This is a genomic window from Klebsiella michiganensis, from assembly GCA_000963575.1.
In the GTDB taxonomy this organism is placed as follows: Bacteria; Pseudomonadota; Gammaproteobacteria; order Enterobacterales; family Enterobacteriaceae; genus Cedecea; species Cedecea michiganensis_A.
In genome coordinates, this window is sequence record CP011077.1 from 1,425,945 (window position 1) to 1,444,768 (window position 18,824).

General features: G+C 57.5%; 17 protein-coding genes. 15 read left to right on the top strand and 2 right to left on the bottom strand.

The genetic code is table 11. From position 1 onward, the window contains the following. Position 1 precedes the first annotated feature (1 nt). From VW41_06775 to VW41_06795, 5 genes are all read left to right on the top strand, one after another. Positions 2–760, top strand: coding sequence for an ABC transporter permease (locus VW41_06775; protein AJZ88754.1), 759 nt, complete (start codon positions 2–4; stop codon positions 758–760). A gap of 167 nt (positions 761–927) precedes the next feature. After that, positions 928–2,880 carry an SPFH/Band 7/PHB domain protein gene (locus VW41_06780; protein ID AJZ88755.1) on the top strand — a complete coding sequence of 651 codons (1,953 nt, stop codon included), beginning with the start codon at positions 928–930 and terminating at the stop codon, positions 2,878–2,880. Beyond that, entirely contained in the window at positions 2,877–3,890 is a 1,014-nt protein-coding gene (locus VW41_06785; protein AJZ88756.1) for a protease, read from the top strand. Before VW41_06780 ends, VW41_06785 begins: the two co-directional genes overlap by 4 nt. After that, a complete protein-coding gene (locus VW41_06790; GenBank protein AJZ88757.1) occupies positions 3,887–4,939 on the top strand; it encodes a membrane protein in 1,053 nt (350 codons plus the stop codon). Before VW41_06785 ends, VW41_06790 begins: the two co-directional genes overlap by 4 nt. Further along, entirely contained in the window at positions 4,936–6,837 is a 1,902-nt protein-coding gene (locus tag VW41_06795) for a cadmium ABC transporter ATPase (GenBank protein ID AJZ88758.1), read from the top strand. The genes VW41_06790 and VW41_06795 overlap by 4 nt, the downstream gene beginning before the upstream one ends. Before the next feature lie 46 nt (positions 6,838–6,883). Here the strand turns inward: VW41_06795 and VW41_06800 are convergent, their stop codons facing one another. Next, the gene (locus tag VW41_06800) at positions 6,884–8,212 is read right to left on the bottom strand and encodes a long-chain fatty acid outer membrane transporter (GenBank protein AJZ88759.1); all 1,329 of its coding nucleotides are present in this window, start codon (positions 8,210–8,212) and stop codon (positions 6,884–6,886) included. Positions 8,213–8,589: 377 nt separating this feature from the next. Here VW41_06800 and VW41_06805 point away from each other — a divergent pair, with 377 nt between their 5' ends. From VW41_06805 to VW41_06820, 4 genes are all read left to right on the top strand, one after another. Continuing rightward, complete coding sequence (locus VW41_06805; protein ID AJZ88760.1) at positions 8,590–8,874, top strand: hypothetical protein; 285 nt, start codon at positions 8,590–8,592, stop codon at positions 8,872–8,874. Positions 8,875–9,052: 178 nt separating this feature from the next. Beyond that, positions 9,053–10,363, top strand: a complete 1,311-nt coding sequence (gene fadI / locus VW41_06810; GenBank protein ID AJZ88761.1) for a 3-ketoacyl-CoA thiolase — start codon at positions 9,053–9,055, stop codon at positions 10,361–10,363. Next, a complete protein-coding gene (gene fadJ / locus VW41_06815; GenBank protein AJZ88762.1) occupies positions 10,363–12,528 on the top strand; it encodes a multifunctional fatty acid oxidation complex subunit alpha in 2,166 nt (721 codons plus the stop codon). The genes fadI and fadJ overlap by 1 nt, the downstream gene beginning before the upstream one ends. A 179-nt stretch (positions 12,529–12,707) precedes the next feature. After that, positions 12,708–13,196 carry a phosphohistidine phosphatase gene (locus VW41_06820; protein AJZ88763.1) on the top strand — a complete coding sequence of 163 codons (489 nt, stop codon included), beginning with the start codon at positions 12,708–12,710 and terminating at the stop codon, positions 13,194–13,196. Between the two features lie 206 nt (positions 13,197–13,402). On the opposite strand, the gene VW41_06825 is transcribed toward VW41_06820, so the two are convergent. Continuing rightward, the gene (locus VW41_06825) at positions 13,403–13,954 is read right to left on the bottom strand and encodes a hypothetical protein (protein AJZ91883.1); all 552 of its coding nucleotides are present in this window, start codon (positions 13,952–13,954) and stop codon (positions 13,403–13,405) included. A gap of 173 nt (positions 13,955–14,127) precedes the next feature. On the opposite strand from VW41_06825, the gene VW41_06830 reads away from it, so the two are divergent. The 6 genes from VW41_06830 (at position 14,128) to VW41_06855 (ending at position 18,723) form a co-directional block, all read left to right on the top strand. Next, the gene (locus VW41_06830; protein AJZ88764.1) at positions 14,128–15,060 is read left to right on the top strand and encodes an SAM-dependent methyltransferase; all 933 of its coding nucleotides are present in this window, start codon (positions 14,128–14,130) and stop codon (positions 15,058–15,060) included. Positions 15,061–15,142: 82 nt separating this feature from the next. Continuing rightward, positions 15,143–16,228 (top strand): chorismate synthase, encoded by a 1,086-nt coding sequence (locus tag VW41_06835; GenBank protein AJZ88765.1) that lies wholly within the window; start codon positions 15,143–15,145, stop codon positions 16,226–16,228. 4 nt (positions 16,229–16,232) lie between these two features. Further along, complete coding sequence (gene mepA / locus VW41_06840) at positions 16,233–17,057, top strand: murein endopeptidase (protein AJZ88766.1); 825 nt, start codon at positions 16,233–16,235, stop codon at positions 17,055–17,057. Then, on the top strand, positions 17,058–17,855 hold the full coding sequence (locus VW41_06845) for a hypothetical protein (GenBank protein AJZ88767.1): 798 nt from the start codon (positions 17,058–17,060) through the stop codon (positions 17,853–17,855). A gap of 16 nt (positions 17,856–17,871) precedes the next feature. Next, on the top strand, positions 17,872–18,420 hold the full coding sequence (locus VW41_06850; protein AJZ91884.1) for an elongation factor P hydroxylase: 549 nt from the start codon (positions 17,872–17,874) through the stop codon (positions 18,418–18,420). A gap of 27 nt (positions 18,421–18,447) precedes the next feature. Beyond that, the gene (locus VW41_06855; GenBank protein AJZ88768.1) at positions 18,448–18,723 is read left to right on the top strand and encodes a hypothetical protein; all 276 of its coding nucleotides are present in this window, start codon (positions 18,448–18,450) and stop codon (positions 18,721–18,723) included. Positions 18,724–18,824: the final 101 nt, after the last annotated feature.

Below are 18,824 nucleotides of genomic sequence, written 5' to 3' on the forward strand. Positions count from 1 at the left end.
AATGAATTTCCGCCTGACCGGACTTGCACTGGCAACAACGGTATTAGTGGGATGTGCCAGTTCTGGTAGCCAGCAGCCTCAGGGGCGTTCGGACCCACTCGAAGGGTTCAACCGTTCAATGTTCAACTTCAACTACAACGTGCTGGACCCGTATGTATTGCGTCCGGTAGCCGTAGCGTGGCGTGACTATGTGCCGGTGCCAGCGCGCAACGGTCTGAGCAACTTCACAAGCAACCTCGAAGAGCCCGCCACGATGGTGAACTACTTCGTGCAGGGCGATCCGTACCAGGGGATGGTGCACTTTACGCGATTCTTCCTGAACACCCTGCTCGGGATGGGCGGTTTCATTGACGTGGCCGGCATGGCGAACCCTAAACTGCAGCGCGTCGAGCCTCACCGCTTCGGCAGCACGCTGGGCCACTACGAAGTAGGTTACGGCCCTTACGTGATGCTACCGGGCTACGGCAGCTTCACGCTGCGCGAAGACGGCGGTGACTTTGTCGATACGCTGTATCCGGTGCTTTCCTGGCTGACCTGGCCGATGTCTATCGGGAAATGGGCGGTCGAAGGCGTCGAAACGCGCGCGCAATTGCTGGATTCTGACGGTCTGCTGCGCCAGTCTGCGGATCCTTACGTCACGGTGCGTGAAGCCTACTTCCAGCGCCATGATTTCCTGGCCAACGGCGGTCAGCTTAAGCCAGAAGCGAACCCGAACGCGGCGGCGATTCAGGACGATCTGAAAGATATTGACTCCCAGTAAGCAGGGGAGAAGCAGACAGAAAGCGAGCGCACAAGCTCGCTTTTTTATTGTCATCATATTGACATAAAATGACACATCTTAACGCACCAGCATTTTGTAATGGTATGTTATAAGATAACAATCTAAAAATGCTGCGTATTTCTTGCGCACCTCACATTTAAAACATCATGCCACCTACCCGGTTACCCGAAGCTGAACTGCTGCCTCAATCGCTACCCGCTCGCTATTCGCTGGCCGCCGTGCAGGCCCGGCTCGCCGCACGCGCGGTGTTCGCCTTAACCTTCTTGCTGTTTATGATGCTCCTGCTGGCGCTGACGGTCAGTATTCTGGAGCCGGCTTCACGCTGGGTCGCTTTGCTGTGCAGCAATGCGGCAGCGCTTTTGTTATTGGTCATTTCTCTGCACGCGGCGCAGCGTATTTGCCAGTGGCGAAGCCTTAAGTTTTCCCCATCGGTTCAGCACGAAGAGGTGCCCAAAAACCCGCTTTTAAGCTGGCTTACGGGTCTGGTGCCGTTAAATTTTGCCCGGGCTGAAGCACTATTGAAGGCGGACGGCATCTGGTCCGGGGCGCTTGCCGCGCTGGCGTTCTATATTGCGCTTTCTGGCTGGAGTAGCAGCTACGTTCCACTTTTGGACAATAATAACCGCTGGATTGCCGTGGCCTGCCTGGCGGGTTCGGTCTTTGTTCTATTGGTGGCCGAACGACATCTCAGCGCGGTGCCCAAAGAGGCCTCACCTGAAGCCGGGCCGATAGCGCCGCTGCTGCGCCTGGTGATGGCGGTACAGCTGCTGAGTTTACCTGGACTTGTCTGGCCACAGCTCAATAGTTCACTGGCGATAAATTTACCCGCTGTGCTGGTACTGTTGGTGTCCGCAGAGTTTATGCTGCGCGGGCTGTGCTCTCTGTTTGCCCCGCCTGGAGATGGCACGACAGAACCTGGGCTGATTCCAAAAAGCCAGCTGGCTGCCCAGCTAACCTGGCCCCCGCGCCCGCTCGGTTTTTTACAGCAGGAACTGCACCAGCGTTTTGGCATTGATCTTCGCCAGGTCTGGGCCTTCACCGTTTTAAAGCGCGCGTTTGTTCCGATGGTGACTCTGATGCTGCTTTGCGGCTGGTTGCTGACCGGGCTGCAGCAAATCTCAGCTACCGAACGCGGTGTGTATGAGCGCTTTGGCCGCTCTGTGGCGGTGCTTGAGCCGGGCCTGCACCTGGGGCTGCCCTGGCCGTTTGGTCGGGTACAGTTGACCGAAAATGGCCAGGTGCATGAGTTGGCCGCCGGGGAAGATCCGGCCAGTCAGCCGCCTGTAACACTCGCCGACGCCGAAGGTCCTGCCCCCGCGAGCGCCGACAGACTGTGGGACGCCACCCACAACTTCGACAAAGCGCAAATCATCGCCAGCCAAAGCGGGGATCAGCAAAGCCTGCAAATCGTTAACAGCGATGTGCGCTTTATGTGGCGTATTGGCCTGAGCGATAAAGCCGCGCTGGAGGCGACCTACCGGGCGGTGAACCTGCCGGATCTGGTGCGCAGCACCGCAAATCAGGTGCTGGTCCATCAGTTTTCGTCTTTAACGCTGGACGATGTACTGAGCGAGCGGCGGGACGATTTAGCCGGGCAGATTAACCAGGCCGTGCAGCAACAGCTGGATAGCCTGCACAGCGGCGTGGAAATTCTTTCTACCGTCGTGGAGGCGATTCATCCCCCTGCCGGTGCTGCCGATGCATTTCATGGCGTGCAGGCCGCGCAGATTGCCGCCCAGTCGCTAATCCTGAGGGAGCAGGGAAGTGCCGCAGAAAAAGCCGCGCTTGCCGCGACCAATGCCGTAGTGCGCGAGAACGCGGCGCAAATCAATGCCACTGAAGCGTTAAGCGAGGCTCAGGCAACGGCAACCCGCTTTGCCGCACAGAAAAATGCCTGGCAGCAAGCGGGGCAGGTTTTTATCGACGAACTTTGGTTCAAACAGCTTCAACTGGCGCTCAGCGGCCGCCCTCTGCTGCTCATTGACCAGCGGATTGGCGCCGGTTCACCACCCACGCTCGATCTGCGAGATTTCCCTACTTCTACCGACGCGGCGCGGCGTGACGCGCCCGCTAAACCCGTACAGGAGCTTTCCCGGTGAGCCATTCGCACTCTCATGGACATCATGATCATCACCACGGCCACGGTTGTAGCCATGGCCACTCTTCCGCCCCGGAAGGCGGTAAAAAAGGGGCCTGGAAGCGCATTGCCGCCGCTGCAGGACTGGTCATTATTCTGCTTGCGGCAGCGAGTTTGGTGCAGGTGAGGTCCGGCGAATCGTTGGTTATTACCCGTTTCGGCAAACCCGTCCGCGTGCTGCTGGAGCCGGGGCTAGCCTGGCGTTTGCCGGCCCCATTTGAAACTGCAACGGTGGTAGATTTGCGACTGAGAACGACGTCCAGCGGGCTACAGGATGTTGGCACTCGCGATGGCCTGCGGATCATCGTTCAGTCCTACGCGGTGTGGGAAGTGGACAGCACGCCTGAGCACGTTCAGCGTTTTATGCGGGCGGTGCAAAACCAGCCGGATGAAGCGGCCCGGCAGATTCGCACTTATTTAGGTTCAGCGCTCGAGACCACCGCCAGCGGGTTCACGCTTTCTCAACTGGTGAATACCGACGGCAAGCAGGTTCAACTGGCACAGTTCGAGTCGCATCTTCAGCAGCAAATCAGCCAGCCGCTGCTGCAAAGTTACGGCATCAGGCTGGTGCAAATGGGGACCGAGCGCCTGACGCTGCCTGCCGTTACGCTCAACGCTACGGTTGATCGTATGCGAGCGGAGCGTGAAACCATTGCGATTGAACGCACGGCGGAAGGCAAGCGTGCGGCAGCAGAGATTCGCTCCGCCGCCGAGCGCGATGCTCGTATTACCGAGGCTCAGGCTTCGGTGAAAGCGGCAGATATCGAAGCCCAGGCCCAGGTACAAACGGCTTCAATTTACGGCAAAGCTTATGCCAGTGCGCCGCAGCTTTATAGCCTGCTGCGGCAGATTGATGCCCTCAGCGGGATGGTTAATGCACAGACCCGGCTGGTGCTGCGCACCGATGCAAAACCGTTCAGCCTGCTTGTGGACGGGCCGCAAATGGACAAAGCGGCGGATAAAAAACCATGACCGAAAGGCAAAAACTCGAGCCCGGCGGGCCGTGGACGCAGTCTATTCGGCTGGCGTTTATCGCGATCTTTGTGTTGACGTTGTTTGCCGCAGGGGCCTGGCTGCTGTCAAATGTCCGGCAGATCCCGCCGGGCAGCCGGGCCGTGGTGTTGCGCTTTGGCGCGGAGCAGCGCGTGGCCGAGCCGGGGTTACTGCTCGCCTGGCCCACGCCGGTTAATGAAGTGGTGATGGTGCCGGGCCCGGATCGGGTGATTGAGCACCGGGTGACCGCGCTGCTGCGTTCATCCGAAGCGCAAAGCCTGGATATCAACGGCGGCCCGGGCAATGATGCTGTTTCGGGTTCTGGTTTCTTGCTCACCGGTGACGCGGGCGTTGTTCAGCTGGATATTAGCGTATTTTATCGGGTCAGAACGCCAACCGCTTACGTCTTACAGGGCAAGCATGTCCTGCCGCTGCTGGACAGACTGGTGGAGCGCGCGGCGGTCGCGGTTTGCGCATCCCGCGATCTGGATACCATCCTGGTCGCCCGGCCCGAAATGCCCGGCAACGATATGAACGTTGCCCAGCAGCGCGAACAGCTGCGCAGCGATGTGCAGCGGAATATCGAACAAAACTTGCTGCGGCTTCAGCAGTCGGGGAGCGACGCGGGGATTACTCTTGAGCGGGTCACCGTTCAGTCTGCTTTACCGTTGACGACCGTGGCGGCATTCAACGCGGTCTTGACGGCCAGCCAACAGGCATCAAAAGCGGTCGCGACGGCGCAAAGCGATGCCTCATTAACGCGTCAGAAAGCCGTTCAACAGGCCGATCAGATGCTGCAGGTCGCTCAGGCAAAGGCGCAGGAAAGCGTGGCGAAGGCGCAGTCGGACACGGCGACGATTGCCCATCTGGCCAGCAATCATGACGATCCTGATTTGCTGGGACGCATTTATCGCCAGCGAATAGCCGGGATCCTCTCTCAGGCTGGATCGGTGATTACCGTGTCGCCGCAGGATGATGCACATCTGATCCTGCAGGGTGTAGCGCAAAAAGAGGCGACCAAACCATGACTTCTTCAGGACAGGCCGGCGGGGCGCTGACCCGCCAGGAGCAGCGGTATATTACCCACCAGTTGATGCTGGCGCTGGTGGCAAGTGGGGCACTGATTCTTGGTCTGCTTTGGCGATGGCTGGCACCTCAGCAGGTTGCCGTCGGCGATTTACTTTTGGGCACGGCCTCGGTTGTCGTCGCTGTCCCGGTGCTGCGTCACGCTCTGCATAGCCTGCGTTACCCCAGCCTGCACGGATTGACCGACCAGCTTATCGCGCTGGCACTGCTGGGAGCCTGGGCGACGGGCGATCTTCTGACCGCCGCACTGCTGCCGCTGATCATGATAGTCGGGCATATTCTTGAAGAGCGGAGCGTGATTGGCTCACAGGAAGCTATCGAAGCGTTGAGCAAGCTTACCCGTAGCCGGGCGAGGCGCTTAGGTGCGGATGGCCAACTGCAGGATATTGACAACCACGATCTCGAAGCGGGCGATGTGGTTGAGGTTCGCGCCGGGGATCATATTCCCGCTGACGGTCTGGTGCTGGAAGGTAAGGCCAGCCTGGACACGGCCCCCATTACCGGGGAGTCCGTGCCGCAGGAAGTTGAGCCGGGCGTGGAAGTTTTTGGCGGGGCGATAAACCTGGATGGGCTGCTGCGCATCCGGGTCACCCGTACCGGAGAAACCTCAACTCTTGGGCGCGTGATTGCCCTGATGCAAAGCGCGGAACAGGCAAGCCCGCCAATCACGCGCCTGCTCGAGCGCCACGCGGCGCGTTATCTGCTTTTGGTGCTGATGATTGCCGCCAGTACCTGGTTCCTGACGCAGGATGCCCAGGCGATGTTGGCCGTTCTGGTAGCGGCCTGTCCCTGCGCGCTGGTGCTCTCCGCCCCGGCGTCATCGATTGCCGGACTGACGGTGGCTGCCCGCCACGGCATTTTAATTCGCGGGGCGGCGTTCCTTGAGGAGCTGGCGGAGATCAATGCCGTGGTGGTCGACAAGACCGGCACCCTGACCCACGGCAGGCTGCATCTGCAGGCCGTGGCGCCTTATGGCGATACCGATCCTGATTTGCTGCAAACCCTGGCGGCGAGCCTGGGCGCGACCAGCAATCACCCGGTCAGCCGCGCGCTAAGCGAGATCGTTTCGCGGGAAGCCTGGCTGCCCCTGGACAGCGTGCGTGAGCATCAGGGGTTAGGTGTTTCTGCCACTACGCAGCAGGGAGAAGCGGTGCTTGGCCGCCGCGAGCTGTTGGCCGCCACCTTGACCGACTTACCTGAAGCCCCTGAGCACGATGGCCCGATTGTCGGGCTGGCGCTTGATGGCCGTTTTCTTGGCTGGCTGCTGCTGGCCGATAGTCTGCGAAGTGAGGCGGCAACGGCGATGGCCGAACTGCGAGATCTCGGGCTGAACCGCCAGCTTTTACTGACCGGCGATCGCCAGTCGGTCGCCGACCGGATTGCGCACCAGGTGGGCATTACCGACGTAGTGGCCGGGGCGCTACCCGCGGATAAGCTGACGCAGGTAAAACGGCAAATCGATAGTGGCTATCGGCCTATGGTTATCGGCGATGGCATCAACGATTCGCTGGCTTTGAAGGCTGGCGTGGTGGGCGTGGCAATGGGGGCCGGAGGGTCTGACATTGCGATGTCTTCGGCGGATATTGTGCTGATTGGCAGCGATCTTCGCCGCCTGGGTACCTGCGTACGGCTGAGTCGTCGCTGCCGCCGGACCTTGCAGGTCAACGTGTTTATCGGCCTGGGCTGGACGCTGGCTATTGTTGCGATGGCGGCTTTTGGCTGGCTTGGCGCTTCTGGTGCGGTAGTTGCCGCCCTGCTGCATAACCTCAGTACGCTGCTGGTGCTCGGTAACGCGGGAAGGTTATTGCGGTTTGAAGAGAAGCTGAGCGAGCAGGCATAAAAAAAGCGCCTTCATCAGAAGGCGCTTTACTTTTCGGGGCAGTAACTTAGAACGCGTAGTTGAAGTTAGCGCCGTACAGCCAGGCTTTACCTTCAGATTTGAAGGTGTATGGGCCTTCTTCGATATTGACTTTCTGGCCGTGCATGTAGGAAACGCCTACGTCCACGGACGCGTCTTTGTTGAACGCATAAGTGGTACCGGCGCTCAGCCACATACGGTCCTGATCCGGAATGGAGATAGAACGCTTGTTAGCCGGTACCGGGCTGTCATCGAACGCGATACCGGTACGGAAGGTCCAGTTGTCGTCCATGTAGTAGGTGGTACCCAGCGCGATGCGGTAAGCATCTTTGAAGCCTTCATCTTTATAGAACAGCGTCTGGCCGTTGCTGCCGGTCGCTTTCAGCTCCTGGAACTGGCTCCAGCTGGTGTAGGTCAGGCTATAGTGGATGGCCCATTTCGGCGCCACTTTGTTATAGCCGGACAGTTCCCACATCTCAGGCAGGTGCAGGCTCAGAGAGCCAGGAACGGTTGCGCCGTTGGTTCCGGAAGGCAGACCAAAGTTAGACAGCAGCGGGTTAAACGCCGAAGGCAGGCTGCTCTTATAGTCGCCGTCGAAGTCAATTTTTACTTCTGAGCGGTAGGTAAAGCCGTAGCGGTTGTCTTTATTAATTTCATACAGGATACCGGCGTTCCAGCCGAAGCCCCATTTGTCACCCTTCAGATGGGCAATCTGGGTATCAGCAGGCAGTGTCCCGATAGCCCGGCGTTGAGCCGGAGTCAGTGGGGACGCTGGATTGCCAGCAATTAACTGTGGCAGGTCGCCCGCATAGCGCTCAATCTTCGCTTTAGCATATACCGCGTCGAAACCGAGGCCGAAGCTCCAGTTGCTGTTCAGGCGGTAGGCGCCGCTCAGGTTCAGGTTCAGGGTCGTCAGGTCGGTGGTACCGCCCATTGAGCCTGCTGCATAGTTGTCATTAAATTCGGTGGCCAGGCCATAGTTAGAGGTGACGGATGCACCCCAGCCAAACTGGTCGTTAATCGGCGCAACAAAGTGCAGGTTAGGGACCCATGCTGTTGGCGCGATGTTTTTCGCGTCAAGGCTTTTGCCCGACGGCGAGCGGCCAGAAATATCAACATCCGGGTCAACGAAGATAGCGCCTGCAGAGAAAGAAGGGCGATCGAACATCATGATGGTAGCGGGGTTGCGGCTTGCTGAACCCGCGTTATCCGCTACTGCACCTTCCCCCGAATACGCTCGGCCAAGGCCAGAGGAAGAGAACTCGTTTAATTGAAAGCCGGCGGCGTACGCCTGAGAGGAGACTATTGCCACTGCAACCGCGAGGGCTGACTTTGTAAACAGGTTTTTCTGGCTCATGACCAAAACCTCATTGATTTATTTTTATGCAAACAATGTTACATACCGTAACAGGAGCGCGAATAGTAGGGACTGATCGGGTACAGAGAAATCAGACCAGTGGCGAGAGTATAGGTCTGACCAGCGAGGATGTTGCAAGTTTGTTTCTAAAGTTTTTCATTTTTGATCTTGAAAACGAGATCTGGTTGGCAAATTCAGGGGGAACTTCTCTCCAGATGGGGGATGTTATTTGTTTTAGATCATTTTTAAGTGTGATTTCCGTCACTTGTCGGTTTTGTGAGGATTATCAACTGGAGCAGTGGCAACGGCGGGCGTAAAATGCACGCAATTATTTTAACCATTCTCCTTTTTTAAGCCGCATTACAGAGGAAAGCGTGATGAATAAAAATACCGCCGATGAAACCCCGGTTTGCTGCTGCATTGATGTCGGTTCCATTATCGACAACACAGATTGCATCGCCTCGTACAGCCGTGTATTTACTAACAAAACAGAGGCTGATGAAGTTCTGGCTGCGTTAACGGCCAAGGCCCGTGAAGTTGAATCCGAACCTTGTCAGATTACGCCGCGCTACACCGAAGTCGCCGGCGGCGTGCAGCTGGATATTGATTTCCAGTTTAGCTGCCAGGCCGAAACGATGATCTTCCAGCTCGGCCTGCGTTAAGTTTCCTCTCCCCACTTCCCCGTTCAAAGCGGGGAAGTTCATTTAGTTATGTAATAATTCGTGTCGCTTCTCCCATTTTTCTCGCCCGCCGGTTGGCTGGATGTGAATTTTTAGTTAAGACTGTGATCAGGTCAGACCACTTTTTGTCTGTATTCACTTTTTTTAGCAGGGGAGCGTTATGAGTCAGGCACTGCCGTTGATTACCCGCCAGGGCGATCGTATTGCCATTGTGAGTGGTTTACGCACGCCGTTTGCCCGTCAGGCCACGGCTTTCCATGGTATTCCCGCCGTCGATCTCGGCAATATGGTGGTGAGCGAGCTGATGGCTCGCAGTGAAGTGCCGCCCGAAGCAATTGAGCAACTGGTGTTTGGCCAGGTGGTACAAATGCCGGAAGCGCCAAACATTGCCCGTGAAATCGTGCTTGCGACCGGCATGAGCGTACATACCGACGCCTACAGCGTCAGCCGTGCCTGCGCCACAAGTTTTCAGGCTGTTGCAAACGTGGCCGAAAGTTTAATGGCCGGCACCATTCGCGCCGGGATTGCCGGCGGCGCAGACTCCTCTTCCGTACTGCCTATTGGCGTCAGCAAAAAACTGGGCCGCACGCTGGTGGACGTGAACAAAGCGCGCACGCTCGGGCAGCGCCTGAAACTGTTTTCCAAATTACGTCCCCGGGATCTTTTGCCGGTTCCTCCCGCTGTGGCTGAATATTCTACCGGTCTGCGTATGGGCGACACCGCCGAGCAAATGGCGAAAACCCACGGCATAACGCGTGAACAACAGGACGCGCTGGCGCACCGTTCCCACGAACGTGCCGCCCAGGCCTGGCAGGAAGGGAAACTGGCCGATGAAGTGATGACGGCGTTTATTCCTCCGTATCGCCAGCCGTTTGCCGAAGATAACAACGTGCGTAAAGGCTCAAGCCTCGCCGATTATGCAAAACTGCGTCCGGCGTTTGACCGCAAGCACGGCACCGTTACCGCGGCGAACAGTACGCCGCTGACGGACGGCGCTGCGGCCGTGATCCTGATGACCGAATCTCGGGCAAAAGAGCTTGGCCTCAAGCCGCTCGGCTTCCTGCGCAGCTACGCATTTACCGCCATTGATGTCTGGCAGGATATGCTGCTCGGCCCGGCGTGGGCGACGCCGCTGGCGCTTGAGCGCGCCGGGATCACGCTGAACGATTTGACCCTGTTTGATATGCATGAAGCGTTTGCCGCGCAGACGTTAGCCAACCTGAAAATGCTTTCCAGTGAAAACTTTGCCCGCAATGTGCTGGGCCGGGCCCACGCCACCGGGGAAGTCGATGACGCAAAATTTAACGTGCTGGGCGGGTCCATTGCCTACGGGCACCCGTTTGCGGCGACTGGCGCAAGGATGATTACCCAAACGCTGCATGAACTGCGTCGCCGCGGGGGCGGTTTTGGTCTTGTCACCGCGTGTGCGGCCGGTGGGCTTGGTGCGGCAATGGTCCTGGAGGTGGAGTGATGGAACAAAAAGGCGCATTCGATTTACACATCCGACTGGATAACGTGGCGGTTGTGACCATCGACGTTCCGGGTGAAAAAATGAATACCCTGAAGGCCGAGTTTGGCGCACAGGTACACAGCATTATTAAAAAACTGCGCGACAACCCGAGCGTGCAGGGGCTGGTGTTTATCTCCGGTAAACCGGACAACTTCATTGCCGGGGCCGACATCAATATGATAGCCGGCTGCAAAACGGCCGAAGAAGCGCGAGAGCTGGCGCAACAGGGGCAGCAGATCATGGCGGAAATCGCCGCGTTGCCCATACCGGTGGTGGCCGCGATTCACGGTGCCTGCCTGGGCGGCGGTCTGGAAATGGCGCTTGCCTGCCACGCCCGGATTTGCACCGACTCACCTAAAACGCTGCTTGGCCTGCCGGAAGTGCAGCTGGGCCTGCTGCCGGGGTCGGGTGGCACTCAGCGTTTGCCTCGCCTGATAGGCGTCAGCCACGCGCTGGACATGATTTTAACCGGCAAGCAGCTGCGCCCGCGTCAGGCCCTGAAGCTGGGGCTGGTGGATGACGTGGTGCCGGAGTCGATTTTGCTTGAGGTTGCCGTTGAACTGGCGCTTAAAGGGCGAAAACCTTCCCGTGAACTGCCGGTAAAAGAACGCGTGCTTGCCGGGCCGCTCGGGCGCTCTTTGTTGTTCAGCATGGTCAGCAAGAAGACTGAAGAAAAGACGCAGGGCAATTACCCGGCAACAGGTCGCATTATCGACGTTATCCGCACCGGGCTGGAGCAGGGGAGCAAAAGCGGCTATGAGGCTGAGGCAAAAGCGTTCGGTGAGCTGGCAATGTCTCCTGAATCTGCCGCCTTGCGCGGCCTGTTTTTCGCCAGCACGGAGTTGAAAAAAGAGTACGGCGGTGAAGCGAAGCCCGGCAAACTGAATTCGGTCGGCGTGCTGGGCGGCGGCCTGATGGGCGGCGGGATTGCCTATGTGACGGCCACCAAAGGCAAGCTTCCGGTGCGCATTAAAGACATTAACAACGAAGGGATTAACCACGCGCTGAAATACAGCTGGGATTTGCTGGACAAGAAAGTTCGTCGCCGTCATATGAAGCCTGCCGAGCGCCAGCGCGAACTGGCACGTATCTCCGGTGGAACCGATTACCACGGCTTTAGCCAGCGCGATATTGTGGTTGAAGCCGTGTTTGAAGACCTGGCCCTGAAGCAAAAAATGGTGGCCGAAGTGGAGCAGTATGCTGCGCCGCATACTGTTTTTGCCTCAAATACTTCGTCGCTGCCGATTGCCGACATTGCCGCTCAGGCTGCTCGTCCGCAGCTAGTGATTGGCCTGCATTTCTTCAGTCCGGTGGATAAAATGCCGCTGGTTGAAGTGATTCCTCACGCGGGCACGAGTGCGGAAACCATTTCCACGACCGTGCAGCTGGCGAAAAAACAGGGCAAAACGCCGATTGTGGTGGGTGACAGCGCCGGATTTTACGTCAATCGTATTCTTGCGCCTTATGTTAATGAAGCGCTGCGCTGTCTGACGGAAGGTGAGCCGATCGAACGAATCGACGACGCGCTGGTGAAGTTTGGTTTCCCGGTGGGGCCGATACAGCTGCTGGATGAAGTCGGGATAGACGTCGGCACTAAAATTATTCCGATTTTGCAGCAGGCTTTCGGCGATCGCTTTGCCGCGCCTGAAAGCGTGGATGCAATTTTGAAGGACGATCGCAAAGGGAGAAAAAATGGCCGCGGTTTCTATCTTTATCCGGCAAAAGGGCGTAAAAGCAAGAAACAGCCTGACACCGCGATTTACACGCTGTTAGGCGTTACGCCGAACGGGCGCCAAACCCCGGAACAGGTAGCTGAGCGCTGCGTAATGATGATGCTCAACGAGGCCGCTCGTTGCCTCGATGAAGGCGTGGTCAGAAGCGCGCGTGATGGCGATATTGGCGGCGTTTTTGGCATCGGTTTTCCGCCATTTTTAGGTGGGCCGTTCAGGTATATGGACAGCCTGGGGGCCGCTGACGTGGTGGCAAAATTGCAGCGTTTGGCGGGCCAGTACGGGGAGCGTTTCAGGCCCTGTGAAAGGCTGATTATTATGGCTGAACAACAGCTTAGTTTCTGGCCTGCGCCCAGGGCGCAGTCGGTGACTGAGTTTGACGAAGCGCTGAGCTAAAACCGGGAAATGTACGCTGCAAGGTCATTTTGTAAACAGATATTGACTATACTTGCAGCATTGAGGTAAAAGACAGCGTTTCATTCGATGTACGGATAAGGCACAATGCCCGGCTGCCGCGAACCCCACTTTTTCAGCGTGTGGGTTCAGGCGTTCCTGGTTAACAAAAGCGGTGCAATATGCAAGTTTTTATCATGCGTCACGGCGACGCAGCACTCGATGCTGCCAGCGACTCGGTTCGTCCTTTAACCCAATGTGGGTGTGATGAATCCCGTCTGATGGCGACCTGGTTAACGGGTCAGGTGGCAAGTATCGAACGTGTTCTGGTGAGCCCTTACCTGCGAGCTGAACAAACCCTGGACGTGGTGCGGGAAGCGCTGAACCTCCCGGAAAAAGAAGACATCCTGCCAGAGCTGCGGCCCTGCGGTGATGTAGGCCTGGTGGGGGATTACCTGCTGGCGCTGGCAAATCAGGGGGTTGAATCTGCGCTGGTGGTTTCCCACCTGCCGCTGGTCGGTTACCTTGTTTCCGAACTTTGCCCGGAAGAGGCTCCGCCGATGTTTACCACTTCGGCAATTGCTAACGTCACGCTAGACCCGGATACCGGCAAAGGCGTATTCAACTGGCAGATGAGCCCCTGCAACTTCAAGGTGGCGAAAGCTATCTGATAGCTGTGAGCATGAAAAAAAAGAGTCGCGACAGCGGCTCTTTTTGCGTTTTTAGGGCTGAATTTTCCCCCTCATCCTAACCTCAGAGGGGCGAGGGGACTGTCCGGTGTCTTTTTCCCCTTCCGGGCGAGGTCTACGTCCACGACGTGTTTTCCCCCTCTCCCTCCGGGAGAGGGCCGGGGTGAGGGGAGTCCCTTGCGCTGAATTTACGGCAGCTCCGGCGGCTGCCACTCCTCAATCTCTATCAACACCAGCAGCGCGGCATCGCCGCCGTACTCTTTAGGTGCCTGATGAAACGCCACAATATGCGGATGCTGCGCCAGCCACAGCGGAGTTTGCTGCTTAAGGACGTGCTTACCGTGGCCGTGCATCACGCAGGCACAGAAAACATGCTCGCGACGGCAGGCGGCAATCAGCGCGCCCAGTTCCTGTTTAGCCTGAAGCTGGGTAAGACCGTGTAAATCAAGAAACAGCTCCGGGGAGTAATCACCCCGGCGCAGTTTTTTAAGCTCAAAATGGTTCACGCCTTCGCGTACGTAGCGCATTGGCCCTTCGGTGGCCAGGCGCGGCTGAAACTCATCGGAAAAATAGTGGCTGGCATCCGCCTGTTCCTGCAACAGACGTTTCACGGGCACTTCGGTTATTTTCTTTCGCACCGGACGATGCACTATCGTGTCCTGCGTGAGTTTTTTGGTACCGCCCATCAGGCCGCGAAACAGCGCCTCATCTTCGGAACTGAGCGGTGATTTCTTTTTCATGTTTATCTCATCTCGCATTCGCTTTGTGGCCAGTTTACCTGCTTTCCCCGGCAGCAATAAAGAAAACGCAAATTTCACGGCCTCCCGGCGTCGATGAATGCTGATTTGTCGCCTCCTTCATGGCAAACTAGCCGATTATTATTGAACTAGCGTGAGTCGCCTGCGGAGGGCACGTGGATAAAATTTTCGTCGATGAGGCAGTAAACGAGCTGCATACCATTCAGGACATGCTGCGCTGGTCGGTCAGCCGCTTTAGCGCCGCCAACATCTGGTATGGGCACGGCACCGACAATCCATGGGATGAAGCCGTTCAGCTGGTTCTGCCAAGCTTGTACCTGCCGCTGGATATTCCTGAAGACATGCGCACCGCGCGTCTGACGCCAAGCGAGCGCCATCGCATCGTTGAGCGAGTGATTCGCCGTGTTAACGAACGTATTCCGGTTGCCTACCTGACCAATAAAGCCTGGTTCTGCGGCCACGAGTTCTACGTGGATGAACGCGTGCTGGTGCCGCGTTCGCCAATTGGGGAGCTGATTAATAATCGCTTTGCCGGGATGATCGACCACGAGCCTCAACACATTCTGGATATGTGCACCGGCAGCGGCTGCATCGGTATTGCCTGCGCCTATGAGTTCCCGAATGCGGAAGTGGACATCGTTGATATTTCCCCGGACGCTATCGCCGTGGCCGAGCAGAACATTGCCGAGCACGGTCTGGACCACAACGTCACGCCGATTCGCTCGGACCTGTTCCGCGACTTGCCTAAAGTGCAGTACGACGTGATTGTGACGAATCCGCCGTATGTTGATGAAGAAGACATGGCGGATCTGCCGGGTGAATACCACTTCGAACCAGAACTCGGCCTGGCGGCCGGCAGCGACGGCCTGAAGCTGGCTCGCCGTATTCTTGCCTGCGCGCCGGATTACCTGGCCGACGGTGGGATCCTGATTTGTGAAGTCGGAAACAGCATGGTACACCTGATGGAGCAGTACCCGGAGGTGCCGTTCACCTGGCTTGAGTTCGACAACGGCGGCGACGGCGTATTTATGCTGACGAAAGCACAGCTGATTGACGCTCGCGAGTACTTCAGTATCTACAAAGATTAATTGCCGAACGTAAACGAGCCTTCGGGCTCGTTTTACTTCCCGCGCACAACACAATAACGAGAACGGTGATTAAGGAGCCGTGATGGCTGGTAACAGTATTGGACAGGTTTTTCGCGTAACGACATTTGGTGAATCTCACGGCATCGCGCTGGGCTGCATTGTTGACGGCGTTCCGCCGGGCATCCCGCTGACCGAAGCCGATCTGCAGCACGATCTCGATCGCCGCCGCCCGGGCACCTCGCGTTACACCACCCAGCGCCGTGAACCTGACCAGGTAAAAATTCTCTCCGGCGTGTTTGAAGGCGTAACGACCGGTACGAGCATCGGCCTGCTAATTGAAAACACCGATCAGCGCTCCCAGGATTACAGCGCTATCAAAGACGTGTTCCGTCCGGGGCATGCGGATTACACCTACGAACAAAAATACGGCCTGCGCGATTATCGCGGCGGCGGCCGCTCTTCTGCGCGTGAAACCGCTATGCGCGTCGCGGCAGGTGCCATTGCCAAGAAATATCTTGAGCAGAAATTCGGCATTAAAATTCGCGGCTGCCTGACGCAGATGGGCGATATTCCGCTGGAAATGAAAGACTGGGATCAGGTTGAGCAGAACCCGTTCTTCTGCCCGGATCCGGATAAAATCGAGGCGCTGGACGAGCTGATGAGAGGCCTGAAAAAAGAGGGCGACTCCATCGGTGCAAAAGTGACCGTCGTCGCTGACAACGTACCGCCGGGCCTGGGTGAGCCGGTCTTTGACCGTCTGGACGCGGACATTGCCCATGCGCTGATGAGCATCAACGCGGTGAAAGGCGTAGAAATTGGCGAAGGCTTCGGCGTGGTTAACCTGCGCGGCAGCCAGAACCGGGATGAAATCACCCAACAGGGTTTCCAGAGCAACCATGCGGGCGGCATTCTGGGCGGCATCAGCAGCGGCCAGCAGATTGTGGCCAACATGGCCCTGAAGCCAACATCCAGCATTACCGTGCCGGGTAAAACCATTAATCGCGAAGGCGAAGAAGTGGAGATGATCACCCGAGGGCGTCACGATCCGTGCGTAGGGATCCGCGCGGTGCCGATCGCTGAAGCGATGCTGGCTATCGTGCTGATGGATCACCTGCTGCGCCAGCGCGCCCAGAACGCTGACGTTTCTTCCCCGCTGCCTCGCTGGTAAGACAATGAAAAAACTCCTGATCGGGATGCTGGCGCTGGCCGCCAGCGCTCAGACTTTAGCGGCGACGCCGTGGCAAAAAATAGACCACCCGATTGCCGGCAGCGCGCAGTCAATCGGCGCGTTTTCCAACGGCTGCATCGTGGGGGCTAACGCGTTGCCCCTTGAAGACGCTCGCTATCAGGTGATGCGTCCGGATCAGCGTCGCTATTTTGGTCACCCCGATCTGGTGATGTTTATTCAGCGCCTGAGTAATCAGGTAAATCAGCTTGGCCTGGGTACAGTGTTGATTGGCGACATGGGCATGGCGGCAGGCGGGCGCTTTAGCTCCGGCCACGCCAGTCACCAGACCGGGCTTGATGTTGATATCTTCCTGCAGTTGCCAAAAACACGCTGGACGTCGGCACAATTGCTGCGCCCTCAGGCTTTGGATTTGGTTGCTGCCGACGGCAAGCGTGTGGTGCCGTCGCTGTGGAAGCCGGAAATCGACAGCCTGATTAAGCTCGCGGCAAAAGATAATGACGTGACGCGTATCTTTGTGAACCCGGCTATTAAGCAGCGGCTTTGCGAAGATGCGGGCGCTGACCGCGACTGGTTGCGTAAGGTGCGCCCGTGGTTTGCCCACCGTGCCCACATGCACGTTCGCCTGCGCTGCCCGGCTAATAGCCTGGAGTGTGAGGATCAGCCTCTGCCTCCACCTGGAGACGGCTGTGGTGCCGAGCTGCAAAGCTGGTTCGCGCCGCCAGCGCCAGGCAGTACGCCGCCGAAAAAAACAACGCCACCACCGCTACCCGCCTCCTGTCAGGCATTACTGGATGAGCACGTTCTATAAATGGAATGGTTTATGGTTTCCCCGCTGCTGCTGGTGGCGCTGTTTTTCGTCGCCATGCTGGCCGGGTTTATTGATGCGCTTGCGGGCGGGGGTGGATTACTGACGGTCCCGGCCTTACTGGCTGCCGGGATGTCTCCGGCTCAGGCGCTGGCAACCAACAAGCTTCAGGCCTGCGGCGGGTCGGTTTCGGCCTCTCTCTATTTCATTCGCCGCAAGGTGGTCAGCCTTGCGGATCAGAAACTCAATATTCTGATGACTTTTATCGGTTCCACCTGCGGCGCGCTGCTGGTGCAGCACGTTAAGTCCGATATCTTGCGCCAGATCCTGCCGCTGCTGATCATCGGCATCGGGCTCTATTTCCTGCTGATGCCAAAGCTCGGGGAAGAAGACAGACAGCGCCGCCTGCACGGTTTACCGTTCGCGTTAATTGCCGGGGGATGCGTCGGTTTTTATGATGGCTTCTTTGGCCCCGGTGCCGGCTCGTTTTACGCGCTGGCCTTTGTGACGCTTTGCGGCTTCAATCTCGCCAAATCCACCGCCCACGCGAAAGTGCTGAATGCCACGTCCAACCTTGGCGGACTGCTGCTGTTTATCATTGGCGGCAAGGTGATTTGGGGCACCGGCTTTGTGATGATGGCCGGACAATTTTTAGGGGCAAGAGCGGGATCGCGTCTTGTCTTAAGCAAAGGGCAGCAGCTGATTCGCCCGATGATTGTCGTTGTTTCGGCGGTGATGAGCGCCAAGCTGCTGTATGACAGCCATGGACCGGAAATCCTCCATTGGTTAGGGATAGCCTGAAATGAATGATGTAACAATGAGCAAACAGCACCACTACCAGGAACTGATTGACGTGTTTGATAGCTGCTTCCTGGCAGAGTTTAATACCCGCCTGATCAAGGGCGATGATGAACCCATTTATCTGCCCGCAGACGATGACGTGCCGTATAACCGTATCGTCTTTGCGCACGGCTATTATGCCAGCGGAATGCATGAAATTTCCCACTGGTGCGTGGCGGGGGCAGAGCGCCGCAGGCTGGTAGACTTCGGCTACTGGTATTGCCCGGACGGGCGTGATGCTGAGACCCAGGGCAAGTTCGAAGATGTGGAGGTCAAGCCGCAGGCGCTGGAGTGGATGCTCAGCACCGCCGCAGGCTTCCCGTTTAACGTCAGCTGCGACAACCTGAGCGGCGATTTTGAGCCTGACCGCATTGCGTTTCAGCGCCGGGTTCATGCTCAGGTTATGACTTATCTGAAAGAAGGGATCCCTGAGCGTCCGGCACGTCTGATTGACGCGCTAAGGGCGTATTATGGCACCCCTGCGCTGGAAGCCGGGCAGTTTGCCTGGCCGGAAGACCTAAACTAAAAATCACCTGTATGAAGAGGATGTATGATGATCGCGGAATTTGAGTCACGTATTTTGGCGTTGATTGATGAGATGGTGGAGCACGCCAGTGACGACGACCTGTTTGCCAGCGGTTATCTGCGTGGGCACCTGACTCTGGCGGTAGCCGAGCTGGAAAACGGCGAAAACCACACGCCAGACGCGCTGCATGTGGTGGTGAGCGATAGCCTGCAAAAGGCGATTCAGGCCGGTGAGCTCTCGCCGCGCGACCAGGCGCTGGTGCTGGGCATGTGGGATACGCTTTTTGAGAAGGCGAAGTTTTAAGCTTTACCCTCTCCCTAACCCTCTCCCGAAAAGGGAGAGGGGAATCATCGGTGTAACGCTCAGTTTATTAAAAGTAAAGAACCCCGTTTTTCTTCCTCTCC